20 protein-coding genes and 1 tRNA gene are annotated in these 22,658 nt (G+C 62.0%); 13 read left to right on the forward strand and 8 right to left on the reverse strand.

What is annotated here, in order from left to right:
• The 6 genes from FXB40_RS04615 to FXB40_RS04640 all read right to left on the reverse strand — a co-directional run bounded on the left by FXB40_RS04615 (nt 1) and on the right by FXB40_RS04640 (nt 6,604).
• The gene (locus FXB40_RS04615; protein ID WP_148771020.1) at nt 1-621 is read right to left on the reverse strand and encodes a FliH/SctL family protein; all 621 of its coding nucleotides are present in this window, start codon (nt 619-621) and stop codon (nt 1-3) included.
• Entirely contained in the window at nt 621-1,715 is a 1,095-nt protein-coding gene (gene fliG / locus FXB40_RS04620; RefSeq protein ID WP_148771021.1) for a flagellar motor switch protein FliG, read from the reverse strand. The genes FXB40_RS04615 and fliG overlap by 1 nt, the downstream gene beginning before the upstream one ends.
• Before the next feature lie 18 nt (nt 1,716-1,733).
• Nucleotides 1,734-3,347, reverse strand: coding sequence for a flagellar basal-body MS-ring/collar protein FliF (gene fliF, locus FXB40_RS04625; protein WP_148771022.1), 1,614 nt, complete (start codon nt 3,345-3,347; stop codon nt 1,734-1,736).
• Nucleotides 3,348-3,538: 191 nt separating this feature from the next.
• Complete coding sequence (gene sciP, locus FXB40_RS04630) at nt 3,539-3,814, reverse strand: CtrA inhibitor SciP (protein WP_002714638.1); 276 nt, start codon at nt 3,812-3,814, stop codon at nt 3,539-3,541.
• A gap of 413 nt (nt 3,815-4,227) precedes the next feature.
• The gene (locus tag FXB40_RS04635) at nt 4,228-4,947 is read right to left on the reverse strand and encodes a flagellar hook assembly protein FlgD (RefSeq protein WP_148771023.1); all 720 of its coding nucleotides are present in this window, start codon (nt 4,945-4,947) and stop codon (nt 4,228-4,230) included.
• A 13-nt stretch (nt 4,948-4,960) separates the two neighbouring features.
• Nucleotides 4,961-6,604, reverse strand: a complete 1,644-nt coding sequence (locus FXB40_RS04640; RefSeq protein WP_148771061.1) for a flagellar hook-length control protein FliK — start codon at nt 6,602-6,604, stop codon at nt 4,961-4,963.
• Nucleotides 6,605-6,949: 345 nt separating this feature from the next.
• Here FXB40_RS04640 and mnmA point away from each other — a divergent pair, with 345 nt between their 5' ends.
• The 4 genes from mnmA (at nt 6,950) to FXB40_RS04660 (ending at nt 9,541) form a co-directional block, all read left to right on the forward strand.
• Nucleotides 6,950-8,131 carry a tRNA 2-thiouridine(34) synthase MnmA gene (mnmA, locus tag FXB40_RS04645; protein ID WP_148771024.1) on the forward strand — a complete coding sequence of 394 codons (1,182 nt, stop codon included), beginning with the start codon at nt 6,950-6,952 and terminating at the stop codon, nt 8,129-8,131.
• Nucleotides 8,132-8,150: 19 nt separating this feature from the next.
• Nucleotides 8,151-8,789: a class I SAM-dependent methyltransferase gene (locus tag FXB40_RS04650; protein ID WP_148771025.1), complete on the forward strand. Its 639-nt coding sequence runs from the start codon at nt 8,151-8,153 to the stop codon at nt 8,787-8,789.
• A 46-nt stretch (nt 8,790-8,835) separates the two neighbouring features.
• Entirely contained in the window at nt 8,836-9,198 is a 363-nt protein-coding gene (locus tag FXB40_RS04655) for a hypothetical protein (protein ID WP_148771062.1), read from the forward strand.
• A 266-nt stretch (nt 9,199-9,464) separates the two neighbouring features.
• A tRNA-Met gene (locus FXB40_RS04660) sits at nt 9,465-9,541 on the forward strand.
• A gap of 389 nt (nt 9,542-9,930) precedes the next feature.
• Here FXB40_RS04660 and FXB40_RS04665 read toward each other — a convergent pair.
• Together FXB40_RS04665 and FXB40_RS04670 are read right to left on the reverse strand one after the other, a co-directional pair.
• Nucleotides 9,931-11,415, reverse strand: a complete 1,485-nt coding sequence (locus FXB40_RS04665; protein WP_246207371.1) for a tetratricopeptide repeat protein — start codon at nt 11,413-11,415, stop codon at nt 9,931-9,933.
• A gap of 239 nt (nt 11,416-11,654) precedes the next feature.
• Nucleotides 11,655-12,632, reverse strand: a complete 978-nt coding sequence (locus FXB40_RS04670) for a LysR family transcriptional regulator (protein ID WP_148771026.1) — start codon at nt 12,630-12,632, stop codon at nt 11,655-11,657.
• Between the two features lie 547 nt (nt 12,633-13,179).
• Here FXB40_RS04670 and FXB40_RS04675 point away from each other — a divergent pair.
• The 9 genes from FXB40_RS04675 to FXB40_RS04715 all read left to right on the forward strand — a co-directional run bounded on the left by FXB40_RS04675 (nt 13,180) and on the right by FXB40_RS04715 (nt 22,649).
• Complete coding sequence (locus FXB40_RS04675) at nt 13,180-14,850, forward strand: ABC transporter substrate-binding protein (protein WP_148771027.1); 1,671 nt, start codon at nt 13,180-13,182, stop codon at nt 14,848-14,850.
• A 12-nt stretch (nt 14,851-14,862) separates the two neighbouring features.
• The gene (locus tag FXB40_RS04680; RefSeq protein ID WP_148771064.1) at nt 14,863-15,876 is read left to right on the forward strand and encodes an ABC transporter permease; all 1,014 of its coding nucleotides are present in this window, start codon (nt 14,863-14,865) and stop codon (nt 15,874-15,876) included.
• Between the two features lie 3 nt (nt 15,877-15,879).
• Nucleotides 15,880-16,722, forward strand: a complete 843-nt coding sequence (locus FXB40_RS04685) for an ABC transporter permease (protein WP_148771028.1) — start codon at nt 15,880-15,882, stop codon at nt 16,720-16,722.
• On the forward strand, nt 16,722-17,633 hold the full coding sequence (locus FXB40_RS04690; protein ID WP_246207373.1) for an ABC transporter ATP-binding protein: 912 nt from the start codon (nt 16,722-16,724) through the stop codon (nt 17,631-17,633). The genes FXB40_RS04685 and FXB40_RS04690 overlap by 1 nt, the downstream gene beginning before the upstream one ends.
• Complete coding sequence (locus FXB40_RS04695) at nt 17,627-18,442, forward strand: ABC transporter ATP-binding protein (RefSeq protein ID WP_246207374.1); 816 nt, start codon at nt 17,627-17,629, stop codon at nt 18,440-18,442. Before FXB40_RS04690 ends, FXB40_RS04695 begins: the two co-directional genes overlap by 7 nt.
• A 13-nt stretch (nt 18,443-18,455) precedes the next feature.
• Nucleotides 18,456-19,268: a phosphate/phosphite/phosphonate ABC transporter substrate-binding protein gene (locus tag FXB40_RS04700; RefSeq protein WP_148771031.1), complete on the forward strand. Its 813-nt coding sequence runs from the start codon at nt 18,456-18,458 to the stop codon at nt 19,266-19,268.
• A 585-nt stretch (nt 19,269-19,853) separates the two neighbouring features.
• Complete coding sequence (locus tag FXB40_RS04705; protein WP_148771032.1) at nt 19,854-21,170, forward strand: flavin-containing monooxygenase; 1,317 nt, start codon at nt 19,854-19,856, stop codon at nt 21,168-21,170.
• Between the two features lie 20 nt (nt 21,171-21,190).
• Nucleotides 21,191-21,607: a RidA family protein gene (locus FXB40_RS04710; RefSeq protein ID WP_148771033.1), complete on the forward strand. Its 417-nt coding sequence runs from the start codon at nt 21,191-21,193 to the stop codon at nt 21,605-21,607.
• A 4-nt stretch (nt 21,608-21,611) separates the two neighbouring features.
• Nucleotides 21,612-22,649 carry an ABC transporter substrate-binding protein gene (locus FXB40_RS04715; protein ID WP_148771034.1) on the forward strand — a complete coding sequence of 346 codons (1,038 nt, stop codon included), beginning with the start codon at nt 21,612-21,614 and terminating at the stop codon, nt 22,647-22,649.
• Nucleotides 22,650-22,658: the final 9 nt, after the last annotated feature.

Here is a 22,658-nt window from a genome sequence, read left to right on the forward strand (position 1 = left end):
TTAATTCCCCCTGCGGGACGCGATATAGCGTCCGACCATGTCGTCGATCTTGGCCGCGATGGCGCTGCGCTCCAGCACGACGCCGCCATCGGCCCATTCGATCCGGCAGTCGCCGGTGGCAATTTCGGGCTCGGCCAGGATCACCAGCCGTCCTTCGAAGCCGCTCTGCTTGGCGAGCCGCTCGATCTTCTCGCGCGCACTCTCATAGAGCGCGTCATTGATGCGGACGACGAGATGCGGCGTCGCGACCAGATGCGAGAAGCAGTCCTTGACCAGCGCCATGATCTCGCCGAGCGGCTCGGCGGCGACCAGGTCGGCGCAGAGCTTGCGCGCCACCGCGAGCGCGACGTCGACCGCCTCGGTCTCCATCTTGCTCTCGATATTGCCGATGCCCGCCGCGATGCCCCGGATGCCGATGTTGATCTCTTCCATGGCAAGCGCGACGCGGCGGTCACTCTCGGCCTTGGCTTCGCGCTGGCCGGCGGCAAAGCCGTCCTGATAGGCGCGCGCTTCGGCTTCCGCGACCTTCTGCGCCATCTCGGCCGCAGTCGCGGCCTTCTCGCGCGTCCGGTCGGGCGCGGCGAAGTCGGTATCGAACAGGAATTTGGCGGGAGCGCCCATCAATACACCAGCTCGTCGTCAGCGCGATTCTTGGTCAGCATGATCTCGCCCTTGGCGGCGAGGTCTTTTGCGAGGTTGACCAGCAGCGCCTGGGCCTCGTCGACGTCGCGCAGGCGCACCGGGCCCATCGCCGCCATGTCGTCCTGCAGCATCTTGGCCGCGCGCGAAGACATGTTGCCGAAGAAGAAGTTGCGGACGTCCTCGTTGGCGCTCTTCAGCGCCACGCCGAGCTTGTCCTTGTCGACGTTGCGCATCAGCGTCTGGGCCGAGCCGGAATCGAGCTTGACGAGGTCGTCGAAGGTGAACATCAGCGCCTTGATGCGTTCGGCGGATTCGCGATTGTCCTCTTCCAGCGAGGTGATGAAGCGGGTTTCGGTCTGGCGGTCGAAATTGTTGAAGATTTCCGCCATCACCTCGTGGGCGTCGCGGCGGCGGGTCTGCGAGAGGTTGGACATGAATTCGGTGCGCAGCGTCTTCTCGACGCTCTCGATCACTTCCTTCTGGACCGCTTCCATCTTCAACATGCGGTTGACGACGTCGAGCGCGAGGTCCTCGGGGAAGATGCCGAGCACGCGCGCGGCATGCTCCGGCTTCAGCTTCGACAGCACCACCGCGATGGTCTGCGGATATTCGTTCTTGAGGTAGTTCGCGAGGACCTCTTCCTGCACGTTGGATAGCTTCTCCCACATGTTGCGCCCCGCAGGGCCGCGGATTTCGTCCATGATGCCGTTGACGCGCTCGGGCGCCAGATATTGCTGGAGCAGGCGTTCGGTGGCGTCGAAATTGCCCATCAGCGCGCCGGAGGCCGACATGCGCGAGACGAATTCGAGCAGCATGTCTTCCACCGTGTCGACCTCGACGGTGCCGAGTGTCGACATTTCCAGCGAGAGCTGGCGCACCTCGTCGTCGTCGAGCAGCGACCAGATCTTGCCGCCATATTGCTCGCCGAGCGCCAGCATCAGGATCGCAGCGCGCTTCGGGCCCGCCACCGCTTCGGTCTTGGCGCCGCCCGCGCGGCTGCCGGCGCGCTGACCGAGCGTGGAGATCACGCTGGTGATGTCGTTCGAGTTGGCGTTTTGCAGATTGCCGGCCATGTCAGGTCACTTCTCGAATCATTTCGCGGGTTCGGTCAGCCATTGACGAATGATGGCCACGGTTTCGTTGGGGTTGCGCTCGGCGAGCTCGCCGACGCGATGAACGGACTGGGCGTGGACCTGGCCCTGGACGGTGGCGACGTCGATCGCGCTCGCGGTGCCGCCCGGCAGGAGCGCCTGGCCGCTGGCCGGCGCGACCTCGTCCGAGGCGGCGGGGCCGGTGAGGGCGCCGGAGATGGCGGCGGCAACCTCCTCGGAGGCCAGGATGCGCTTCACCAGCGGACGGATCACCATGAACATCACGACCAGGCCGAGCAGCATCATCACGCCGAGCTCGACGAAGTACATGACGTCGTCCTTGGTGAACTGCAGCATGCCGAGGAAGCCGCTTGGCTCGACGATCGGGGCGCTGGAGGGTGCGTCGGCAAAGCGCAGATTGACGACCTCGACCTGGTCGCCGCGCTTCTGGTCGAAGCCGATCGCCGAGCGCACCAGGGTGGCGATGCGGTCGAGCTGCTCTTTGGTGCGGTCGGTGTAGGCCAGATCGCCCTTGTCGTTCTTGGTGTAGATGCCGTCGACCAGCACCGCGACCGAGATGCGGTTGACCCGGCCGGCCTCGGTCACCTCGGTCTTGGTGGTGCGGGAGATCTCGTAATTGTTGGTCTCTTCGGTCTTCTTGCTCTGGTCCTTCGCCGCCGGGCCGCTGTTCTGCTGCTGGCCGGGGAGCTCATTGTTGACCGTGACCTGGCCGTTATTGTCGGCGGTCATGCTCTGCTCTTCGCGGGTCTGGCTCGAGCGCAGCACGCGGCCTTCGGGATCGAACTTGTCGGAGGTCTGGGTGACCTTGTTGAAGTCGAAATCGGCGGAGAGCTGGACGCGGGCACGGCCTGAGCCGACCACGGAGGAGACGATGTCCTCGACCTGCTTGCGCAATCGCTTCTCGTAGGCGGTGCGACGTTCGTCGCCGACCTCCTGGTCCGGATCGGTCTGGGCGCCGTCGGCGAGCAACGAGCCGGCCTCATCGACGATCGAGACCCGCTGCGGCTTTAAGCCGTTGACGGCGGAGGCGACGAGGTGGCGGATGGCGCGAATCTGCTGGGCTTCGAGCGAGCCGCGGACCCGGACCACGATCGAGGCGGACGGCTCCGGTGCCTCGCGCGAGAACAGCGGACGCTCGGGCAGCACGAGGTGGACGCGGGCGGCCTGGATCCGGTCGATGGCGCGGATGGTGCGGGCGAGCTCGCCCTCCAGCGCGCGCAAATGATTGATATTCTGGACGAAAGAGGTGGTGCCGAGCGCGTCCGACTTGTCGAACACTTCATAGCCGATGCCGCCGCCCTTGGGCAGGCCGCCCTCGGCGAGCTTCATGCGGAGCCGGGTGACCTTGTCCTTGGGCACCATGATGATGGTGCCTTCGTTGCGCAGCTCGAACTGGATGCCCTGGCGTTCCAGGTCCTTGATAATACTGGAAGAATCTTCGACCGAGAGGTCGGTGAACAGCGTCGTCATCTGCGGTGTGGTGACGCGCATGATGACGAAGGCAAAGAAGCCGATGAGCGCGGCGGTGACCGCGATCATCGCCCCGAAGCGGGCGGCGCCGATACCTTTTAAAAAGTCCGTAAGACCTTGCAAGCAACCGCCCCGAAGCTTCGACCCGCATTCCAAGAGCGGCCGAGTGGGCAATTATTGCCTAGGTGATGGTTTCGATATGGTTAACGAAGGTTAAGAGCTCGGACAAAAGTAGCGCCAAAACGAAACATGAAAAAAATCGGCCTCGCAACGCGGGGCCGATTTTCGTCAAAAGCAGCAGATTTCCGGATTGCTTACTGGCGATATTGCTGGATGCGGGTGGTGCGAAGACCCGCCAGACCGTGCTGGTCGATGGAAAACTGCCAGGAGAGGAATTCGTCGACCGTCAGGGTGTACCGGCTGCAGGCTTCCTCGAGCGAGAGAAGTCCGCCACGAACTGCGGCGACGACTTCAGCCTTGCGGCGGATGACCCAGCGTTTGGTGCCGGGTGCGGGCAGATCTGCAATCGTCAGCGGACTGCCGTCCGGCCCGATGACGTATTTTACCCTCGGGCGATGGGGTTCTGTCATGGCGTACTCACAAACTCTCAACCACTGAACTCACTTCGCAACCGTACGCATGCGGGCTTAAAAATCCGCTAAGCCTAAGGCTTCAATACAATTCTCCTTGAAACTTGCTGGAACGCTGCCGGCCCTGCGGGCTGAAAACACAATTTCAGCCGGCCGAGCGGGGGTTCTTCGTAAATACTTTACTAACGAACGAGGCCTGCGCGGGATGCTTGCCGGGGCCTCAACTGTCGTCCTGGCCTGGTGCGCAATTGCGCAACGGGAGCCAGGACCCATACCGCGTGATCTATCGACGACACGCAGGTGGTAGTCCCAAAACTTTCTAACCACGGGTCTTCGCCAAACTTCTCCCTGTGGCTATGGATCCCGGCTTTCGCCGGGATGACACCGTATGTTTAGCGCCAGCGTGCGCCGCCTCAGCTGCCGGAGCTGCTGCTGCTTGCCACCACGCTCTTCACCTGGCTCAGCGTGTAGCTCTGGCCGTCGATGGTGAGCAGCGGCGGCGACTGGGTCAGGTCGACGGACGACACCGTGCCCTGCACCTGCGCCGAGATGCCGACATTGTTGTTCGAGGCGTCCTTGCCGGTCGCCGTGATCGTGTACTTGCCATCAGGCCATTGCGTGCCGTCATTGCCCTGGCCGTTCCAGGTGAAGGGAATGTCGCTGCCGGCGCCCGCGCTATATTGGCCGGTGAACACGGTCTGGCCGGTGGAATTGGCGATCGAAATGTTGACGGTGGCGCTCGAGGGCACGTTGAGGTGCCAGGTCGCCGAGGACTGCGACATGGTCGCGGTGGTGCCGTCGACCACTGCGGTCTTGCCGACGTAATCCAGCGCCTGGGTCGCCTGCGTGGTCTGCTGCAGGGTGACGAGCTGCGACAGAGAGTCGTTGGTCTTGAGCTGCTGCTCGACGCCGGCGAACTGCACCAGCTGCTGGGTGAACTGGTTGGTGTCGAGCGGATCGAGCGGGTTCTGATTCTGCAACTGCGTGGTCAGCAGCGTCAAGAAAGTCTGGAAGTTGCCGGCGAGCGTCGCGCCCGTGGACGAGCCCAGGCTCGAGCTCGACGAGGAGGACGACGAGGTCTGCGTGGTGCCGGAGACGACGGAGGGCGCGGTGGCGGAATTCGTGGTGGTCATGTCGAATTACTCCTCACACTCTGATGTCGACGCCGCTGCTCGATCCGAGCATGCGGCCGTAGCTGCGGCTGACGGGCGCGGCCGCGGCAGATTCGTCTTCACTGATGATAAGCCGGCGGGAATTGCCGGAATTGTCGTTGTTCTGGCCGCTGTTCTGCCCCGACGAATTCTGGTCGCGCAGGCTGAAGGAGAGCCCGTTGCTGCCGGTCTTGAGGCCGGCATCGTCGAGCGCGCGCTGCAATTGCGGCGCGTCCTGCCGCAGCATCTGCAGCGTCTCCGGCTTCTCGACGGTGAGATGCGAGGTGACTTGGCCGTTGCGGTCGACATTGATGCGGACGTCGATGCGGCCAAGGTCGACCGGATCGAGGCTGATGTCGAAGCGGGTCTTGCCGGAGCGCGCGGCGGCCGCGATCTCGACGGGGATGCCGCTGATCGGCACGGCGTTCGAAGTCGCTGCGGTCGCGGTCAGCGTCGCGGTGGAAGCGGTGGCCGTCGATGTGGTCGTCGTCAGCGGCGCCTGCACGGCGTTGGCCGCTTGCGTGCTGGCGTCGGTCGTCGCGCTAGCGGCGGCTTGCGTGTCGGCATGAGCGTGCGTGGTCGGCGCGGCCGGCGTCGCATCAGCCGTGCGATTGGCAGCATCGGCCTTGGCATCGGTCGCGGCTGCATCAGTCTGCGGCTTGGCGGCTTGCGGGTGCGCGGTGGCGTTCGCCGTCGTCGCGGTCGCGGGATTTTGTGCAGTGGTGGCAGCCTGTGCGGTCTTGCCGGTGTCCTGGCCGATATTGGAAACGTCGGTCTGGCCCTGCGCGGTCGCGGCGGCCTTGAACGACGTCTTTGGCGTGCCCTGGTCGACCGCGGTGAGCTGCGCGGCGTTGGCCGTGGCGTCGGTTGCAGTCGCGTCGGTGGTCGCGGTTGCCGCATCGGCGAGCGCGGCCTTGGCGTCGGTGGTTTTGCCGTCGGTTTTGGCGGTCTTGCCGGTCGCGTCTAGCTTGGCGCCGGCGATCTGCGCCGCGGTTGAGGCGCTGGCGGCGATGCCGGCGGCTGCGATCGTCAGCGGCGAGGAGGCGGTGTTGGCGGCCTGGTTGGCCGCCGCGTTCGGATCGACCGGCACCACGGGCGCGGCGACGGGGACAGCGGTCGGATCGGGCGTGGCCGCCGGCGTCGCGGCGGCCTGTGCTGCGGCAGCGGCGTCCACCGCGGCGGCGAGGCCATCGGTAGTGCCGTCGGTCTTGTCGCCCTTGGCGTCTTTGGAATCCTGCGACTTGTCGCCCGCCTTGGTGGTGGAGGCGTCGCTCTTGTCCTTGGTCTTGGCCGGCGTCTTGGTCGGATCGGTCGTCGTGTCGCTCGTGGCTTGCGTCGAGGAATCCGTGCTGTCGCTCGCATTGCTCTGCGAGGACTGATCGGTCGAGGACGAGTCACGCGTGCTTCGATCCGACGAGGAGGACGACGACGAAGACGACGACGACGAATCGCTCCGCCGCGGCGTGTTGTCCTGGCTCGAGGACGAGGCGCTGTTGCTGATCGCCTGGGTGTTGCTGTCGACCAGCGACCCGAAGGAGTCACTCGGGGTCGTGTCCTTGGTGCTCTGCGACCGGGCAGGCTTTTGCTGTGCGCTGGAAACCTGCGCGCTTGCCGCTACGTCTGACGTGACACCAACCACAGGCGACCCCTTGAAAACATCTTCGGACCAGAAGGTCAGCAAGGAGCGGGCCAACCCCTCGGCTCGTAATTTTATATAGTAAAATCAATGGTTTGATAAATTGACACCACGTCTGCGGTCCCCTATTGGCCCCGTCATTTCTGCCGCCCCGGCAAGAATTGCCCTAAGCGTGCGGCCCGCGCGATTGCTTCACCGGAATGCGGCCTATATTAAAGGGTGCTCTCAGCCGCTTTCGACCGGGCAAGCCAGTCTCCGGGGGAACCTAGGTTCCCGGGGACCGTCTACGTCCCGGTCAGAGGCATTATCGCGGACCACCGAACACCGCCGTCACAACCGCCAAAACCCATGCTCAACAGTCTGGATCTCGAAGGCCGTCCTGAGGACACCAGGGTCGTCGTTGCCATGTCGGGCGGCGTCGATTCCTCGACGACGGCTGCGCTGTTGAAGGCGGAAGGCTATGACGTCGTCGGCATCACGCTGCAGCTCTACGACCATGGCGCGGCGACCCACCGCAAGGGCGCCTGCTGCGCCGGCCAGGACATCCACGACGCCCGCGACGTCGCCGCAAAGCTCGGCATTCCCCATTACGTGCTCGACTACGAAGACCGCTTCCGCGAGTCCGTCATCGACAATTTCGCCGATAGTTACGCGCTCGGCGAGACGCCGGTGCCCTGCATCGAGTGCAATCGCTCGGTCAAATTCCGCGATCTGCTGAAGACCGCGCGCGAGCTCGGCGCCACTGCGCTTGCCACCGGCCATTACGTCGCCTCGCGCCGCCGCGACGACGGCTCGCGCGCGCTGGTCTGTGCCGCCGACGCCGACCGCGACCAGAGCTATTTCCTGTTCGCGACCACGCAGGAGCAGCTCGATTATCTGCGCTTTCCCCTCGGCGACATGACCAAGCCCGAGACGCGCGAGCTCGCGCGCCGCTTCGGTCTCTCGGTCGCCGACAAGCACGACAGCCAGGACATCTGCTTCGTGCCGACGGGCCGCTACACCGACATCATCACCCGTCTGCGTCCCAACGCGATGGACCCCGGCGATATCGTCGATCTCGATGGCCGCGTGCTCGGCCAGCATCACGGCATCGCCAATTTCACTATCGGCCAGCGCCGCGGCCTCGGCATCGCGGCCGCAGCACCACTGTTCGTGGTGCGGCTGGAGGCCGCCAACCGCCGCGTCGTCGTCGGCCCGCGCGATGCGCTCAGGATGCACCGCATCACCTTGCGCGACGTCAACTGGATCGGCGGCGGCGACATCGACCGCGCCATCGGTTCTGGCCTCGAGCTGTTCGTCCGCGTGCGCTCGACGCGCGCGCCGCAGCCGGCCTCGTTGCGCGGCGCCGACGGCCATTACGAGGTCGAGCTCGTCGCCGGCGAAGAGGGCGTCTCGCCGGGACAAGCCTGTGTGTTCTACGACGCGCCATCGGGCCAGGCGCGCGTGCTCGGCGGCGGCTTTATTCAGAGCGCTGCCGCGAAGGTCGAGAGCAACGCAGTACGGCCGCTCGTCGAAGCCGTGCGCGGTTAAAAAAATTAGGGCAGGGGGCATGGCAGCAGACATCTCGCGGGCCGGGGTCGAGAAGGCCTATGGCCGCTGGGCGCCGGTCTACGATCTCGTGTTCGGCAAGGTGTTCGATGCCGGCCGGCAGTCGACCATTGCGGAAGCCGACCGCATCGGCGGCCGCATTCTCGACGTCGGCGTCGGCACCGGGCTGTCGCTCTCCGATTATTCGCGCACCACAAAAATCTGCGGCGTCGACATTTCCGAGCCGATGCTGCGCAAGGCGCAGGCGCGCGTGCGCGCACTCCGCCTCAGCAATGTCGAAGTGCTCTCGGTGATGGACGCCAAGAACCTCGCCTTTCCCGACGCCGCCTTCGACGCCGTGGTCGCGCAATACGTCATCACCGCAGTGCCCGATCCCGAAGGCACGCTCGACGAGTTCGTGCGCGTGCTCAAGCCCGGCGGCGAGCTGATCCTGGTCAACCACATCGGCGCCGAAAAGGGTCTTCGCAAACTCTCCGAGCTGGCGTTCGCGCCGCTCGCCCGCCGCCTCGGCTGGCGCCCGGAATTCCCGTGGCAGCGCCTCGTCAACTGGGCCGCCAAGCACGGCGGCGTCACGCTCGCCGAGCGCCGCCCCATGCCGCCGATGGGGCATTTCTCGCTGATCCGCTACCACAAATCGTAATGTTCAGGGGTTGGAACAGGGCGCGCGCCTCGCGCGTTTCCTGTCCATGCGCACCACATCAAACATCATCCTGGCCAGCCTCCTGATCGCCGGCACCACTGCCGCGATCGCGCAGGCCCCGCCCGCCCCGGCAACGCCGCCGCAAGCGACCGCGCCGCCATCCACCCAACGCGCCGCCGACTGCGCGCCGCAGGACCGTCCGAACCGCGCCGCCGCGCCGGACGGCACCACCACCGGCCAGTCCCGGGAACCGCTCGGCGACAAGCTGGCAAAATCCGACGGCGTGCTCTGCCCGCCCTCCGGTGTCGACCCCGAGATGCACGCTCCGGCGCCCAGCACGGACGGAAGCATGCCCGTCATCCCACCCCCCGGCAGCCCCGGCGGCGACCCCACGGTCCGGCCGAAATAAGAGAGAATCTTCGCCTCTCCCCGCCTGCGGGGGGAGGCCGAAATCCGCGATAGGCGCGGATTTCGGGTGAGGGGGACTCTCCGCGAGTCTGGTGTGGGAAAATCACGAATCCTGCGCCCAAAAATCGCCGATTCCGGTGCGAAATCAGCCCCGGGCGGCCTTGTCGCGCCGAAGCTTTTAGCGAAGGCGGATTGACTTCCCGCCGCCCCCTTCATTATATGCCGCGCGTTCGCGAGATCGGCCTGTTTCGGCCCTCGCGACCCTGTGGCGGGGTAGCTCAGCTGGTTAGAGCACGGGAATCATAATCCTGGGGTCGGGGGTTCGAGTCCCTCTCCCGCTACCAAACCTACGCTTTCGCACGCCGCCCTACGATATTCTGCGACCGCATTCTCTCAGCAGAGCGGATGACCTTCTTCATAACCGCAGGAAACCAGACTGGCGAGATTGAGCTCGCCGGTGAAGCCGTTGTCGCGCTCTGGGGGGAGAACAACGATTACGGCTCAACCCGCAGCTTGCGAGGGCTATGAGACTGTTCCGCGGCCTCGAACTGCATGTCGGTGCAGCGACTGACGGAAATGAAATCGCGCAGTTCGGGCTTCATACGGTGCCGCGCACGTCTCTTGATAGAGGCGCGGCCAGCTGTGTTCGGATGCGCGAAGGCACACCGTCATGCCGGCCATTTCGTGCCCAGGATAGTGAGCTCTCTTCCCGAAAATCGGTAAGAACAGCAGTTCAGTTACAGCAACAGGTCCGTGTTGGACGATATTCATCGAGTCTACACATACATGACGAAGTTATTGGTGTGTCCGCCTTTGCAAGAGCGGCTGCCAGTTTTGACGAGGCGAGTGGCAGTTCGACCGTTGCCTCTCGCCTTTGCAGGCATTCTACCAGGCCGTGAAGGGCCCACACGTTGTCCGGATGCTGAGTGCAGCGTTGCACTCTGTTCGTAAGCCCGAGATCATCGCGGTAGATATCTTCCGCTTCGGCGTGGTGGCCCTGCTCCATCAGGAGGGCGGCGAGCGCGTGGCGCGGCGGATGCATCCAGGCCCAGGGCTCGGTATAGCCGAGATTGTCGTCGCGCCGGACGGCCTCCCGCAGATGGCGATAGCCGGCCTCGTGATTTCCCTTGTGATATTCCAGCTCGCCCTCGAGCATGGCTTCAGCGACCGACAGGACGTCCAGCGCAAAATTGCTGAGAAAGCGTCTAGACGGCGGCACGCGGCTCTTGGCGAGCTGGAACAGCCGTCGCTCCTCGTCGGCTTTCGCAAAGTCCTTCAGCGTCGCATGCGCAATTGCGCGCGCGTAGTGGTGCATCGGGATCGTAACCAGGAAGATGTTGCCGTCAGCCGGGATTGGCTCATCGATGATCTCCTGCCAACGTCCGAAGCGGATCAGAACATGCATCTTGACCGAGTAGTAGCCTTCGGTTGTATTCGCTAGTTTGGGTCGATTGCGGACGCCGAGAATGTCGGACGTGAGCATCTCGCGTATCTTGTCGGCCGCAGCGATGGCGGGCGCAAATTGGCCCAGGAACATGCAGGTGAACATCATCAGATGCAGGTCGTGACAGCGTGCGGTTACGTAAAAATTCAATGAACCGGCGTAGTCGGCGTACATGTCGTCGGCTTTGATGGCTTTCTCGCTTGCATTCCTGGCCCGCTCATAGTCGCCGCAAAGAACGTAGATGTGGCCCGGCATGTGGTTCATGTGCCCGGCGTCAGCGCACAAATTCGACAAGACATCGGCCGATCGCAAGGCCCGTTCGGGTTCGTTCGACATCTCGAGCAGGTGAATGTGAAGATGAACGATGGCCGGATGCAGAGGAGTGCCCTGGTTGTCGGCCAATGCGATCGACCTGTCGCAGATCTGAAGAGCCTCCACGGTGTCCGCGTTTCGAGCAGGCAATCCGGATTTGACGTCCCAGAGCCTGCGCGGCGTCCGCGTGATCAGCGCCTCGACGAACAACGCCATGATGTCGTGGTCGTCGGGAAACGCATGGTGGACCCGTCGCATCGCGGCGGCGTAGTCATCGTCCCAGCGATCGTACTGCTCCGGTTCGACGTGGTGCGGCTTCTGAAACCGCTTCGCGAGGGCTTCGACCAGATGACGTTCGGCATCCTCCCGTCCCTCGCTTAGTGCGAGCGCGCGCTGGACATGATGGAAAGCCACTTTCGTGATCTGGTCGGCCTCGATCTCTCCCAGATCGCGCCAGATCAAATTGTAGAAGGGGCCCGATCCATACGCGACACCCCAGTGGGCCATCACGCAATCCGGATCGAACGCAAGCGCGTTGTGAAAACATTTCACGCCCTCTTCCTGGTTGAAGCCGAGACACCAGTTCAGCCCAAGATTAAACCAGCGCTGCGCCTCAGGCGAAATCGTCGCGATCGTCCGGCCGTGAGATCCAAGATCGAATGGATACGCGTCAGCGGATTGGGTCGGAAAGGGTTGCAGCGTCACGAAGGTTCCTCAGTATTCTCTGGGCTCGTCCTTCGCTTTGTCTTATCGAAGACTGGCGCGACCATTCCGGGTATATAACTGTCGGAGATGAATGAACGGCAGTGGCTCTCGAACGCTTGGATCAACCGCGATTTACTCACGGTTTTCAGGGTTGCTGTGCCGATCACCATCGGCCGATTGTCTCCAATCAGTCTCACGCGTTTCAGGCGTTTTCCGTCCAAGGCCTGATCGGACCTCGGTCTGATGTTGAGAAGCGAGTATCCCAGTCCGTTGGCCACCATCGTCCGGACAACCTCGATGTGCTCTGAACGCGCATAAATGTTCGGCTCGAGATCTTCCTTCATGAACAAGGCAAGGAAATATTCCCGGCTCAGCGGCAGATCGAGCAGGATCATCGGATGACCGACCATCTCCTTCAAGGTCAATGCGGTTCGGCTGGCCAAAGGATGAGACTCGCCCAACAGGACGTGCGGAGGTAGCCGGGCCAGCGGCAGGAAATCGATATCGGCAGGGACCTGCAGGTCATAAATGATCGCGACGTCGATCCGCGACCGTCTTAGATCGTCGAGAAGTTGATCCGGATTTGCTTCCCTGTGCGCGACCTTCGTTGTCGCGAAAGCAGTGGTAAAAGAGTGAACCAATTCCGGGACTAGCATCGGGGCGAGTGTGACCATGCACCCTAGCGATAACGTGCCACGGATCTGGTTGCTGGTCTCGGATGCGAAGACATACAGGCGCTGGGCTTGCGCTACCACATTCTTCGCCTCGCGCAGCAAGTCCCGCCCGGCGGGAGTGAGCGACAGGCCTTGAGCATGGTGTCGGATGAAGAGTTGAACACCCAGCTCCTTCTCCAGGAAGGATATTGCGGTTGAGATCGACGGCTGGGAGATATGAATTCGCTCGGCTGCCAAGGTGATGCTCAGCGTTTCACCTGCAGCGATGAAATACTCCAATTGGCGAAGCGAATACCGCATGGAACTGACTCTATTGGCCCAAGATGGGCCGTCAAGTGCCGGCATCTGCGCGGAATCCTGCGGGTTTGGCCGATCCCGGAGCGGGGGTGGCCAGAGTTGCAGTAAAGGGTTGTCGCCAGGGACTCTGGCCGAGCTTCGCGCGCCGCGTCTCAGGCTTAAGTCTGGGACGGCGCTGTTGGCGGATCGCGCGGGGGGAGGATCGACGGCGATCGATGATGTCGCGGCGGCCATTCCTGACGTTTCCGAAGCCGTGCCCGGCCGTCACGAGCCGCGCCGCTTTCCCTGAGGGGAGTGCAGGTCAATCATTGGACACCAGAATATCTGCCTAGCGGACCGTCGATAAAGAAAAGCTTTGTTTCGGTCTGCTTCGGTTTTCTTGAACCGTATTGTTTTCGATCATGCTCCCACGCGCCGCCTCCAGATTGCGCACGCGGACCGCGCTCAGACCAGATCGGCTGGTTCAAAAATCGCGATCCAATGAAGAGCAAAATACTGTCCCCCATTTTTCTCGAATGCACCGGTCAAGCTGGCGATTGCCAGGGATACGGTGCAGCATGCTCCCTTGACTTCAGAATTATGTCTATACAAAATTGTGGCCGTTCTTCAGGGGAGAGCATACCGAATGGATCGTCGACAGTTCTTGGAGCTGGCTACCGCGGGTGCAGCTTCGTCGCTCCTGGTTCTTCCCGCTTACGGCCAATCCAAATCAAGTCGCATCGTCATCGTGTCGGAGTCCAATTCGAATACGCTGGACGTTCACACGCCGGGGGCAAATCGTGCGTCCTACGGACTTTGCATGATGACGTACGACAGGCTGATCCGGTTCGGTACGAAGATTCTGCCGAACGGAGTGCCGAGCTACGACTACGACAAGCTCGAGCCGCAACTCGCGGAAAGCTGGGAAATCGCGCCCGACAATTCCGCTGTCGTCTTCAAGCTGAAGCAAGGTCTCAAATTCCACGACGGGGCGCCGATAACCGCGCGTGACGTCAAATGGTCGTTCGACCGCTTCGTATCGGTCGGAGGCTTCCCTCAGCGTCAGATGGAGCAGGTTTCACTCACCGACGTCAATCAGTTCGAGGTCGTCGACGAGCGTACTTTCAAGATCAAGCTTCTGAAGCGAGACAAGCTGACGCTGCCCAGCCTCGCGATCGTTGTGCCCGGCGTTTACAACAGCGAGCTTTGCAAATCGCGCGCCACAACCTCCGATCCTTGGGCGCTGGAATTCACCAAGGTCAATTCGGCGGGCTCGGGCGCCTACAAGGTCGAATCCTTCAAGCCCGACGAGCAGATCATTCTGACGCGGTTCGCGGATTGGCAAGGAGGGACCTTGCCGAAACAGGAGCGGGCTCTCTATCGGTCAGTGCCTGCGGCCGGCACCCGCCGGGCCCTGGTCGAACGGGCGGACGCCGATGTCGCGACCGATCTCCCGCCGCGCGACGTGGCCGACATTGCTACTGCCAAGAAGATCAAGATCGAGTCGGCGCCGCAGGCGAACACGCTCAGGTATCTCGCGCTTTCGACGATAACCAAGCCATTCGACGACGTGCGGGTAAGACAGGCGATCGCCTATGCGCTCCCCTACGAAAAGGTGATCGAGAGCGCGGTCTACGGACGGGCCAAGCCGATGTTCGGTGCGTCTACCGATGCGCCTCGGGACGCTTCCTGGCCACAGCCGTTCCCCCATAGCCACGATCCCGACAAGGCCAAGGCGCTGCTTGCCGATGCAGGCCTTGCGGGCGGGTTCGAGACCAAGCTCTACTTCGATGCAGGAGCGGCAACAGTCGACGAGCCGGCCGCGCTCATCATTCAGGATGCACTGGGCAAGCTCGGCGTGAAGCTGACGATCGAGAAAATTCCGGACTTCTTTGCGAGACGAAGCCAGAAGAACTGGCCGATGGCGATCGACGTTTTCGGCGCCTGGTTTGACGGAGCGGACTTCTACTTCCGTTGGCTCTGGCACGGGCAAAATACCGTCTTCAATGTCGCAAGCTACAAAAACCCCGAGATGGATAAGCTACTCGACGCCGCGAGACAGGCGCGAGAAGGAGGCGAGTACGAATTGATCGCGAAGCAATTCATCAAGCTCGCGATGACGGAAGTCCCTTACATCCCGCTCTATCAGCCGGTGCTGGACGTCGCGGTTCAGCAGGATGTCAACGGGTACGTCTATATGTTCCATCGTCAAGTGGATGCGCGCACCCTGGCAAAGGTCTGAAAGTTGTCTGCTCTGCTGCGATCGGTCATCAAGCGGGTCGCATTTGCGGTGCCGACCATCTTCGGCGTCGTTCTGGTTTCCTTTGCTCTCACGCGATTGCTACCGGGGGACCCGGCGGTCTACTTCGCCGGCGCGGCGCCTACTCCGGAAGCGATCGCCGACATACGCAAAGCCATGCTTCTCGATCGGCCTCTGTTGGAGCAATTCGTCTCCTACGTCGTCAATTTGCTTCATGGCGATCTGGGAAAATCGCTGATAACGGGTCAGCCCGTTGTCAAGGATCTGGTGGCGCGAATGCCGGCGACGCTGGAGTTGACCGGGCTCTCACTCCTGATCGCATTGGTGGTTTCGATTCCGCTCGGGGTCATCGGAGCGCTTCGGAAGGGAAGCCTGATCGACCACGCTGCCAGGTTCTTCTCGACGACGGCGTTGTCGATGCCCTCTTTCTTCACGGGCCTGTTGCTGGTCTTCGTCTTCTATTATCTGCTCGGTCTTGCGCCGGCTCCTCTGGGCCGGATCGATCCACTTGGTCTTCCTCCGCCCGTCAGGTCCGGCCTGATAGTCATCGACGGATTCCTTGCGGGTGACTACGAAAGCGTAACGGACGGCCTCGCTCACCTGGTCCTTCCATCGATCGCGCTCGCACTTTCCGGCATTGGACCTCTGACCCGGATCACGCGAGGAGCGATGCTGACGGTGCTCTCCAGCGACTTCATCCGGGCTGCCCGTTCTTACGACATGCCGAGGTGGCGTCTGATCTACGTCTATGCGCTCAGAAACGCCATGCTGCCTGTTCTGACCACGGCTGGTTTCGTGTTCTCGTTTCTGATCAGCGCGAATGTCGTAGTCGAGAAGGTCTTCTCCTGGCCAGGTATCGGATCGTACGCTCTCGAAGCCCTCGTGGCGTCAGACTATGCGGCCGTGCAAGGCTTCGTGCTCAGCGTGGCGCTCCTCTATGTCTTGATCAATATCCTGATCGACGTCCTTTACGGGATCGTCGACGTTCGTGTGCGCCTTGCGGAGTAGGACATGGAGTTTGCGGCAACCCTCCAGGACGGCTTGCGTCGAGACCCTCTGACGGCGACCACGATGGCGATCATCGCGATCATCTGTCTCGTCGCGATCTTTGGTCCGTTCGTAGCGTCTCACGATCCCCTGGCTACGAATCCTTCGATGGCGCTCAAGCCGCCAACCTGGGAACATCCTTGCGGCACCGATCAGGTGGGCCGGGATATATGTACAAGGATCGTTTACGCGACGCGTCTTGATCTGTTCATCGCGCTGTCTGCGGTGGGGTTGGGGCTCGTCATCGGGGGGATCATCGGGAGTCTCGCCGGCTTCTTCGGTGGGATCGTGGACCGCCTCGCCATGTGGATCGTAGACACGATCATGGCATTCCCGCTCTTCGTGCTCGCGATGGGAATCGTCGCCGCGCTCGGAAACAGCCTCGAGAACATCATCTATGCGACAGCCATCGTAAATGTGCCGTTTTACGCCCGGACTATGCGAGCTGAGATGAAGCAACGCCGCGAGATGGGCTTTGTGGAGGCGGCGAGAGTGAGCGGGAACGGCCCCTTCAGAATTCTAGCCGTTCACCTCGTTCCCACGGCCATACCCCAGCTCATGATTCAAGCGACGTTGACGATGGGCTGGGCCATGCTCAACGCCGCCGCTCTGTCGTTTATCGGTCTCGGGATTAGACCTCCGACGCCGGAGTGGGGGATCATGGTGGCAGAGGGCGCGAGCTTCATCATTACGGGTGAATGGTGGGTCGCGCTCTTCCCGGGGATGACTTTGGTTCTGGTCGTTCTATCGCTCAACCTCGTGGGCGACGGTTTGCGCGACGTCCTCGATGCCAGGGAACGACGCTAGTGCTCGAGGTCAGGAACCTGTCGATCGAATTTTCCACGCGCCGCGGTACGGTCAAGGCGCTGGATCGGATCGATCTGAGCATCGCTCCCGGCGAGATTGTCGGCCTCGTCGGCGAAAGCGGCTCCGGAAAGTCCGTTCTGTCCTACGCGATATCCGGTTTGCTGGATCGGTCCGCCCGAATCGCGAGCGGTGAAATCAGGTGGCACGGAGCCGTCATCGGGCCGATCAGGGAACGGCGGAGCACGCGTACCGCTATTGCCCAGATATTCCAGAATCCCCGGGCGAGCCTGAATCCGATCATGACCGTACGCCGTCAACTTGGCGATGTTGCGGGGCGGGACCGGGTGCTGTCGCTCCTCGAAAATGTCCGCATCGATCCCAATCGTGCGGACCATTATCCGTTCGAACTTTCAGGCGGTCAGTGCCAACGCGTCGGGATCGCGCTCGCTCTTGGCTGTGAACCTGAACTTCTGATCGCGGATGAACCGACCACCGGGCTCGACGTGACAACCGAGGCCGCGATCATGGCTCTCATCGGTGATCTTTCGGAACGGCGCGGGATGGCGACTTTGCTGGTCACGCACAATCTGGCGCTCGCTGCCGCGAATTGCGATCGCATCGCCGTGATGCACGCCGGACAACTCGTCGAGTGCGGGCCTGCCGAGCAGTTGGCTTACTCGCCGATGCATCCGTACGCGGAACAACTGCTTGCATCCGTTCCCCAGCATTCTGAGACCGCCGATGATCTTCGGACCGTATCGGGCCTGCTCCCCGACCTGACTGGGCCTTTGCTGCCCTGTCGCTTTGCGCCCAGATGCGATCGTCACCAACCGGATTGCGATGCATCGCCTCTATCCTTGACCGCCCGTTCTCCGCAGCATTTCGTTGCGTGCAGGCACCCGCTATGTTGAAAGTCTCGCGCCTCACGAAATCGTTCAAGGGGCGAGGATGGCGGTCGCACGACGTTCTCGCGGTCGACGACGTCAATTTCGAGATTGCTCGTGGGGGAAGTCTCGGCGTCGTCGGCGAAAGCGGCTCGGGAAAGAGCACGCTGGCGCGGATGATCTCGCGCCTGATCGACAATACTGGCGGCAGCATCGTATTCGAGGGGATCGACATCGGCGCGGTGTCGCCATCGTCCTTCGTGCACCGTCCAGAGAGACGGAGGATACAACACGTCTTTCAGGATACGGGTGAGAACCTGACGCCGCATCTGACTGCGGGCGCAGCTATCGCCGATCCGATTCGAAGGCTCGTCGGGTTGGCTGACGAACGGCAAATCCGTCTGAAAGTGGAAGCTCTCGCCACCAGCGTTGCACTAAATCCGGAGCTGCTGAATCGCTACCCTCATCAGCTATCGGGAGGACAGAAGGCGCGCGTGGGAATTTCGCGCGCGCTTGCCTCTGCCCCGGATTTGCTCATTCTGGATGAGCCGACCGCCGCCCTCGATGTCTCGGTTCAGGCGGCCATTCTGAAGCTGCTTCATCGTCTGAGGCGTGAATTCGGCCTCGCTTATTTGTTCATAAGCCATGACATCGAGGTTGTCAGACTGATGTGCGAGGATGTTATCATCATGCGCCTCGGTCGCGTCGTCGAACAGGGGCCTACGCGGCAAATTCTCAAGGCGCCCCAGAGCGACTACGGGCGTGAGCTGCTGGAAGCCGTGCCTCGTCTTAACGACCGAAAGCATGCCTCGAGTGCCATGATCGCGCCAAGCTGACGAGAGAGATCAGATGCTGGAGCTGACCGCGAGCCTGCCGATGTATAATCTTCCCGAGTTGGCGGGCAAAAACGCCGCATTCTGGGAAGCGCTGTCGAAAGAAATGCGGGCCCAGAGGCTGGCCTCCATTCCGCCCGATCTTGTGTTCTCGCGTCCCGCCGTTCCGGATGCCATTGGCTCGGAGGTCCTATTTTCCCAGACCTGCGGCTATCCATTGCAGACCATCTACAGCGGTCAGTTCGCCTTTCTGGGCGTTCCGACTTACGACTTTCCGGGCTGCGGTCCGTCGACGCATCGGGCCTTTGTCATCGTAGGCAAGGAATCCCCCTATCGAACCATCGAAGATCTGCGCGGCGCCAGGTTCGCGCTCAACAGCATCCACTCAAATTCAGGGATGAACCTCCCAAGGCTATTGTTGGCCCGGCATGGCATCAAGGCGCCCTTCTTCGGAACGGTCGCGGCGACGCGCTCGCATACTGAGAGTATCAGGCGGGTCCAAGCGGGCGATCTGGACGCTGCCTCGATCGATTGTGTGACCTATGGCTTCTTCAAGGAGCTGTGTCCGGAGAAGGTGAGCGCTATCCGCGTGCTCGCCGAAACGCCCGAGAGCCCGGCCATTCCGTTCGTAACGTCGATTGCGACGCCGTCCGATCAGATCGAACAGCTGCGCGCTGCCTTGTTCCGCGTGGCGAACGATTCCGTATACAGACCGGTGCTTGACGGTCTCCACATCAAGACAATTACCGCTGTCGACCCGGCAGAATATACACGCGTCGTCGCCTACGAACGCGAAGCCGCCGAACGGGGATATGCCGAACTGAAATAGCGGATGATGCTGTCCTAAGCGCGCCGGCGGCGGTCGTGGCAGTCCGCGAGCGGCCGGTTTAGGGCCTACAGGCCGCGGACTGTTCTGTGGATTGGATTTTCCGAGGATGAACCTCCGAAGAACGTTTTGGACGTGCTCATTTCCCGGGAGCATCGTGAGGAGCCGTCTGCTTCCCGGAGGGACCCCGTCTTGGGACATCAAGAGACCGAAGCAAAAGCGAAGACTGTCTGGCGACGCATCTTCGAACTCTTCGAGGAATACATAAAATACATGCCGCCCTGCCACTGAGGCGCGTCAGATGGACGAGGGTCGAGGTCTTCGCCGGCTCTCTACGAGGGAGATCGAAAGCGCGAATCTTGTGTTTGAACACCAATGAGCGCGTCACTGCGGCCATAACCTGCCGTCGCTAACGACCCGATCATCGATGGTTCATGTAGCAGACGGCCTGATCGGAGGTGTTTAGGAGAGGCCTAAGCAATGCGACGAGAAATCATAATTTCCTGCCGCCGTGTTTGCTCCTAAGTGGACTCGTAGCCGTCTGCTGTACGCGCGTCTCGTTTGAACGAGCCGGAAATGGAAACGGTAATGCCCATAGAAGAAGTGGACACGATTGTCGTCGGAGCAGGTCAGGCCGGATTGGCCATGAGCGAGCATCTGAGCGCCGCCGGCATCGCTCACGTTGTTCTGGAAAGGCATCGGATCGCCGAAAGGTGGCGGACAGCGCGATGGGACTCACTGGTCGCAAATGGCCCCGCGTGGCATGACCGCTTTCCCGGCATGGAATTTCCGGGGCATCGGGATTCATTTCCGTCCAAGGAGGTGGTGGCGGACTATTTTGTCTCCTACGCCGAAATGATTGCCGCCCCGGTGCGGTGCGGCGTGGACGTCACATCCGTTTGCCGCCTTGAGGGCCGCGCGGGTTTCCGCGTCGAAACGTCTGCAGGCATATTCGAAGTCAACAATGTTGTTGCCGCGACCGGCCCTTTTCAGATTCCCCTGATCCCCGACGCCATCCCCAAGGACGCGCGCGTCACCCAGATCCACTCGAACGACTATCGCAACCCGGCACAATTGCCGGACGGAGGCGTGCTGGTCGTCGGTGCGGGATCATCCGGTGGGCAGATCGCCGACGAGCTTCTTCGTGCCGGCAGAGCCGTCTATCTTTCGGTCGGTCCGCACGAGCGGCCGCCGCGATCCTACCGCGGGTATGATTTTTGCTGGTGGCTGGGCGTCCTTGGGAAATGGGACATCGAGACAAAGACGCGTGGCACGGAACATGTCACGATTTCCGTGAGCGGCGCCCGCGGTGGTTACACCGTAGACTTCAGGCGGCTCGCCGAGGAAGGAATGATGCTAGTAGGCTCGACCAAGTCTTACAGCGACGGCAAGGTGACTTTCGCCAACGATCTCCGGGAGAACGTCGCCATGGGAGATCAATCGCTCATCTCGCTACTGGATGAGGCGGACGACTACGTCAAACGCACCGGCCTCGAACTTCCCGAAGAGCCCGAGGCCCGTATCATGCCACCGGATCCGGAATGTCTAACCGATCCGCTGCGTGAGCTCGATTTGCGTGCGGCCGGGGTAAATACAGTCATTTGGGCCACGGGCTATTCGTCGGATTACTCCTGGCTTAAGGTCGATGTTTTCGACCCGGCAGGCAAGCCGAGGCATCAACGAGGCGTATCGCGCGAGCCCGGAATATTTTTCCTGGGGTTGCCGTGGCAGTCGCGCAGAGGCTCAGCGTTCATCTGGGGAGTCTGGCACGACGCGAAGTACCTGGCGGATCGGATTTCCACGCAGCGGCGCTATCGCGACTATCACAACGAGAGGGCCGGGGAGATCGATCGCGGCAAAGCCGCGGCGGCGCCCCGGACATCAAACCCGGCGATTGCGGAATAGAGAATAAAAGGAAGAACTGAGTGGCACATCACCGAATCCGGAAGTTCAACACCAAGGATACCTATCCGGAGCAGAAACTGGACAACGATCTCTGTCAGGCGGTCGTCACCTCGGGCGGAAAGATCGTGTGGTTGCGCGGGCAGTGCCCGCAGAATCTGGACGACGCCGTGAACATCGCGAGCCATGACCCCGTAGAGCAAACCCACAAGGTCATGCAGAACATCAGGCAGCTGATCGAAGAAGCTGGCGGCACGATGGAACACCTGGTCAAGGTCGTGGTCTATCTGACAGACGTGCGGCATCGCGAGGCGGTGTATCGAACCATGGGCGAATACATCAAGGACGTTTATCCGGTGTCGACTGGCCTGGTCGTTCAGGCGCTGGCTCGGCCGGAATGGCTGGTCGAAATCGATGCTACCGCCGTGATCCCGGAGTGACCGAATGACGCGCTTCAAGAACATAGATCGCAGACAATTTGCCTTCGCAATGTTCGCGCTCGCAGCATCCGCACGGTGGCCAGCCAGCGCCGCGGCCAAGGAGACCGTGCGCATGGGCCAAGCCACGACGACGTTGGGCTTTCTCCCGGTATGGGCCGCGCGTGCCTACGATACGTTCGCAGCGGAGCAGGTTGATCTGAGCTGGGCAGCCATCAACGGGGGAGATCCCGCCTGCCTGGCAGCGCTCGACAGTGGAGACATCGACATCGCCGCGACAGGTAGCGATTCCGTTCTCGAGGCGGTCGCCAAGGGACAACCCTACCAGATCATCTATTCGCTGATGTCGAAGATCTCGCTCAATTTGACCGTGTCCGAAGCGATGATTAAGCGGACTGGCATCTCCAGAAGCATGCCGATCAAGGAACGCATCGCTTGCCTCAAGGGTGCTACGATAGGGGTCGCCGTGGTCGGAGGCGCTCAGGACCGAACCGTTCGCTGGCTGGCGACGCGCGGCGGCCTCGATGGTCGCAAGGATGTCCAGATCGTCCAAATCGGTTCGGCCGCAGCACTCGGAGCGGCCCTGGAGAACGGGCGTATCGATGCATTCATGTTGTCGCCGCCCGAAGGGCCGTTGGCGGAGGCGGCAGGATACGGCCGAACGGTCATCGAGCCCGATACCGATATTTCGGGCTGGAAGGGCATGCCGAGTCTCGTGCTCGTTGGCCGCTCTGACGCGAACGAAGCCGCGCAGAAGAAGATCGTCGCGACGGTCCGGGCGATGAATTCCGCCAACCATGCGGTGCTCTCCGATCTCGAGGGGAGCGCCGACAAAATTGGAGGCAAGTTCTTCCCGAAGCTGCCGCAACCGGTCATGCGCGTCAGCATCAAGACGCTTGCAGACGGAATCCGCGACGACGGGTTACTCAACGATGAGCGCGCCAAGCTGTTGTCCCAATTCGTCGAAGATTCCGGACGAACCCCGCCGGCGCCGGGCTCTTTCTGGACCAACAAATACGTCGAACTCGCCAAGACTACCAAATAGGGGGCAGCC

The sequence above is a fragment of the Bradyrhizobium rifense genome, assembly GCF_008123425.1.
Lineage (GTDB): Bacteria > Pseudomonadota > Alphaproteobacteria > Rhizobiales > Xanthobacteraceae > Bradyrhizobium > Bradyrhizobium rifense.

What these genes read in the sequence shown, in the direction of transcription:
- FXB40_RS04670 (WP_148771026.1), bottom strand. Translation starts at nt 12,632, where the DNA reads ATGCGGTATTCGCTTCGCCAATTGGAGTATTTCATCGCTGCAGGTGAA.
- FXB40_RS04705 (WP_148771032.1), top strand. Translation starts at nt 19,854, where the DNA reads ATGCCCATAGAAGAAGTGGACACGATTGTCGTCGGAGCAGGTCAGGCC.
- FXB40_RS04615 (WP_148771020.1), bottom strand. Translation starts at nt 621, where the DNA reads ATGGGCGCTCCCGCCAAATTCCTGTTCGATACCGACTTCGCCGCGCCC.
- fliG (WP_148771021.1), bottom strand. Translation starts at nt 1,715, where the DNA reads ATGGCCGGCAATCTGCAAAACGCCAACTCGAACGACATCACCAGCGTG.
- FXB40_RS04695 (WP_246207374.1), top strand. Translation starts at nt 17,627, where the DNA reads ATGTTGAAAGTCTCGCGCCTCACGAAATCGTTCAAGGGGCGAGGATGG.
- FXB40_RS04715 (WP_148771034.1), top strand. Translation starts at nt 21,612, where the DNA reads ATGACGCGCTTCAAGAACATAGATCGCAGACAATTTGCCTTCGCAATG.
- sciP (WP_002714638.1), bottom strand. Translation starts at nt 3,814, where the DNA reads ATGACAGAACCCCATCGCCCGAGGGTAAAATACGTCATCGGGCCGGAC.
- FXB40_RS04650 (WP_148771025.1), top strand. Translation starts at nt 8,151, where the DNA reads ATGGCAGCAGACATCTCGCGGGCCGGGGTCGAGAAGGCCTATGGCCGC.
- FXB40_RS04685 (WP_148771028.1), top strand. Translation starts at nt 15,880, where the DNA reads ATGGAGTTTGCGGCAACCCTCCAGGACGGCTTGCGTCGAGACCCTCTG.
- FXB40_RS04700 (WP_148771031.1), top strand. Translation starts at nt 18,456, where the DNA reads ATGCTGGAGCTGACCGCGAGCCTGCCGATGTATAATCTTCCCGAGTTG.
- FXB40_RS04655 (WP_148771062.1), top strand. Translation starts at nt 8,836, where the DNA reads ATGCGCACCACATCAAACATCATCCTGGCCAGCCTCCTGATCGCCGGC.
- FXB40_RS04635 (WP_148771023.1), bottom strand. Translation starts at nt 4,947, where the DNA reads ATGACCACCACGAATTCCGCCACCGCGCCCTCCGTCGTCTCCGGCACC.
- mnmA (WP_148771024.1), top strand. Translation starts at nt 6,950, where the DNA reads ATGCTCAACAGTCTGGATCTCGAAGGCCGTCCTGAGGACACCAGGGTC.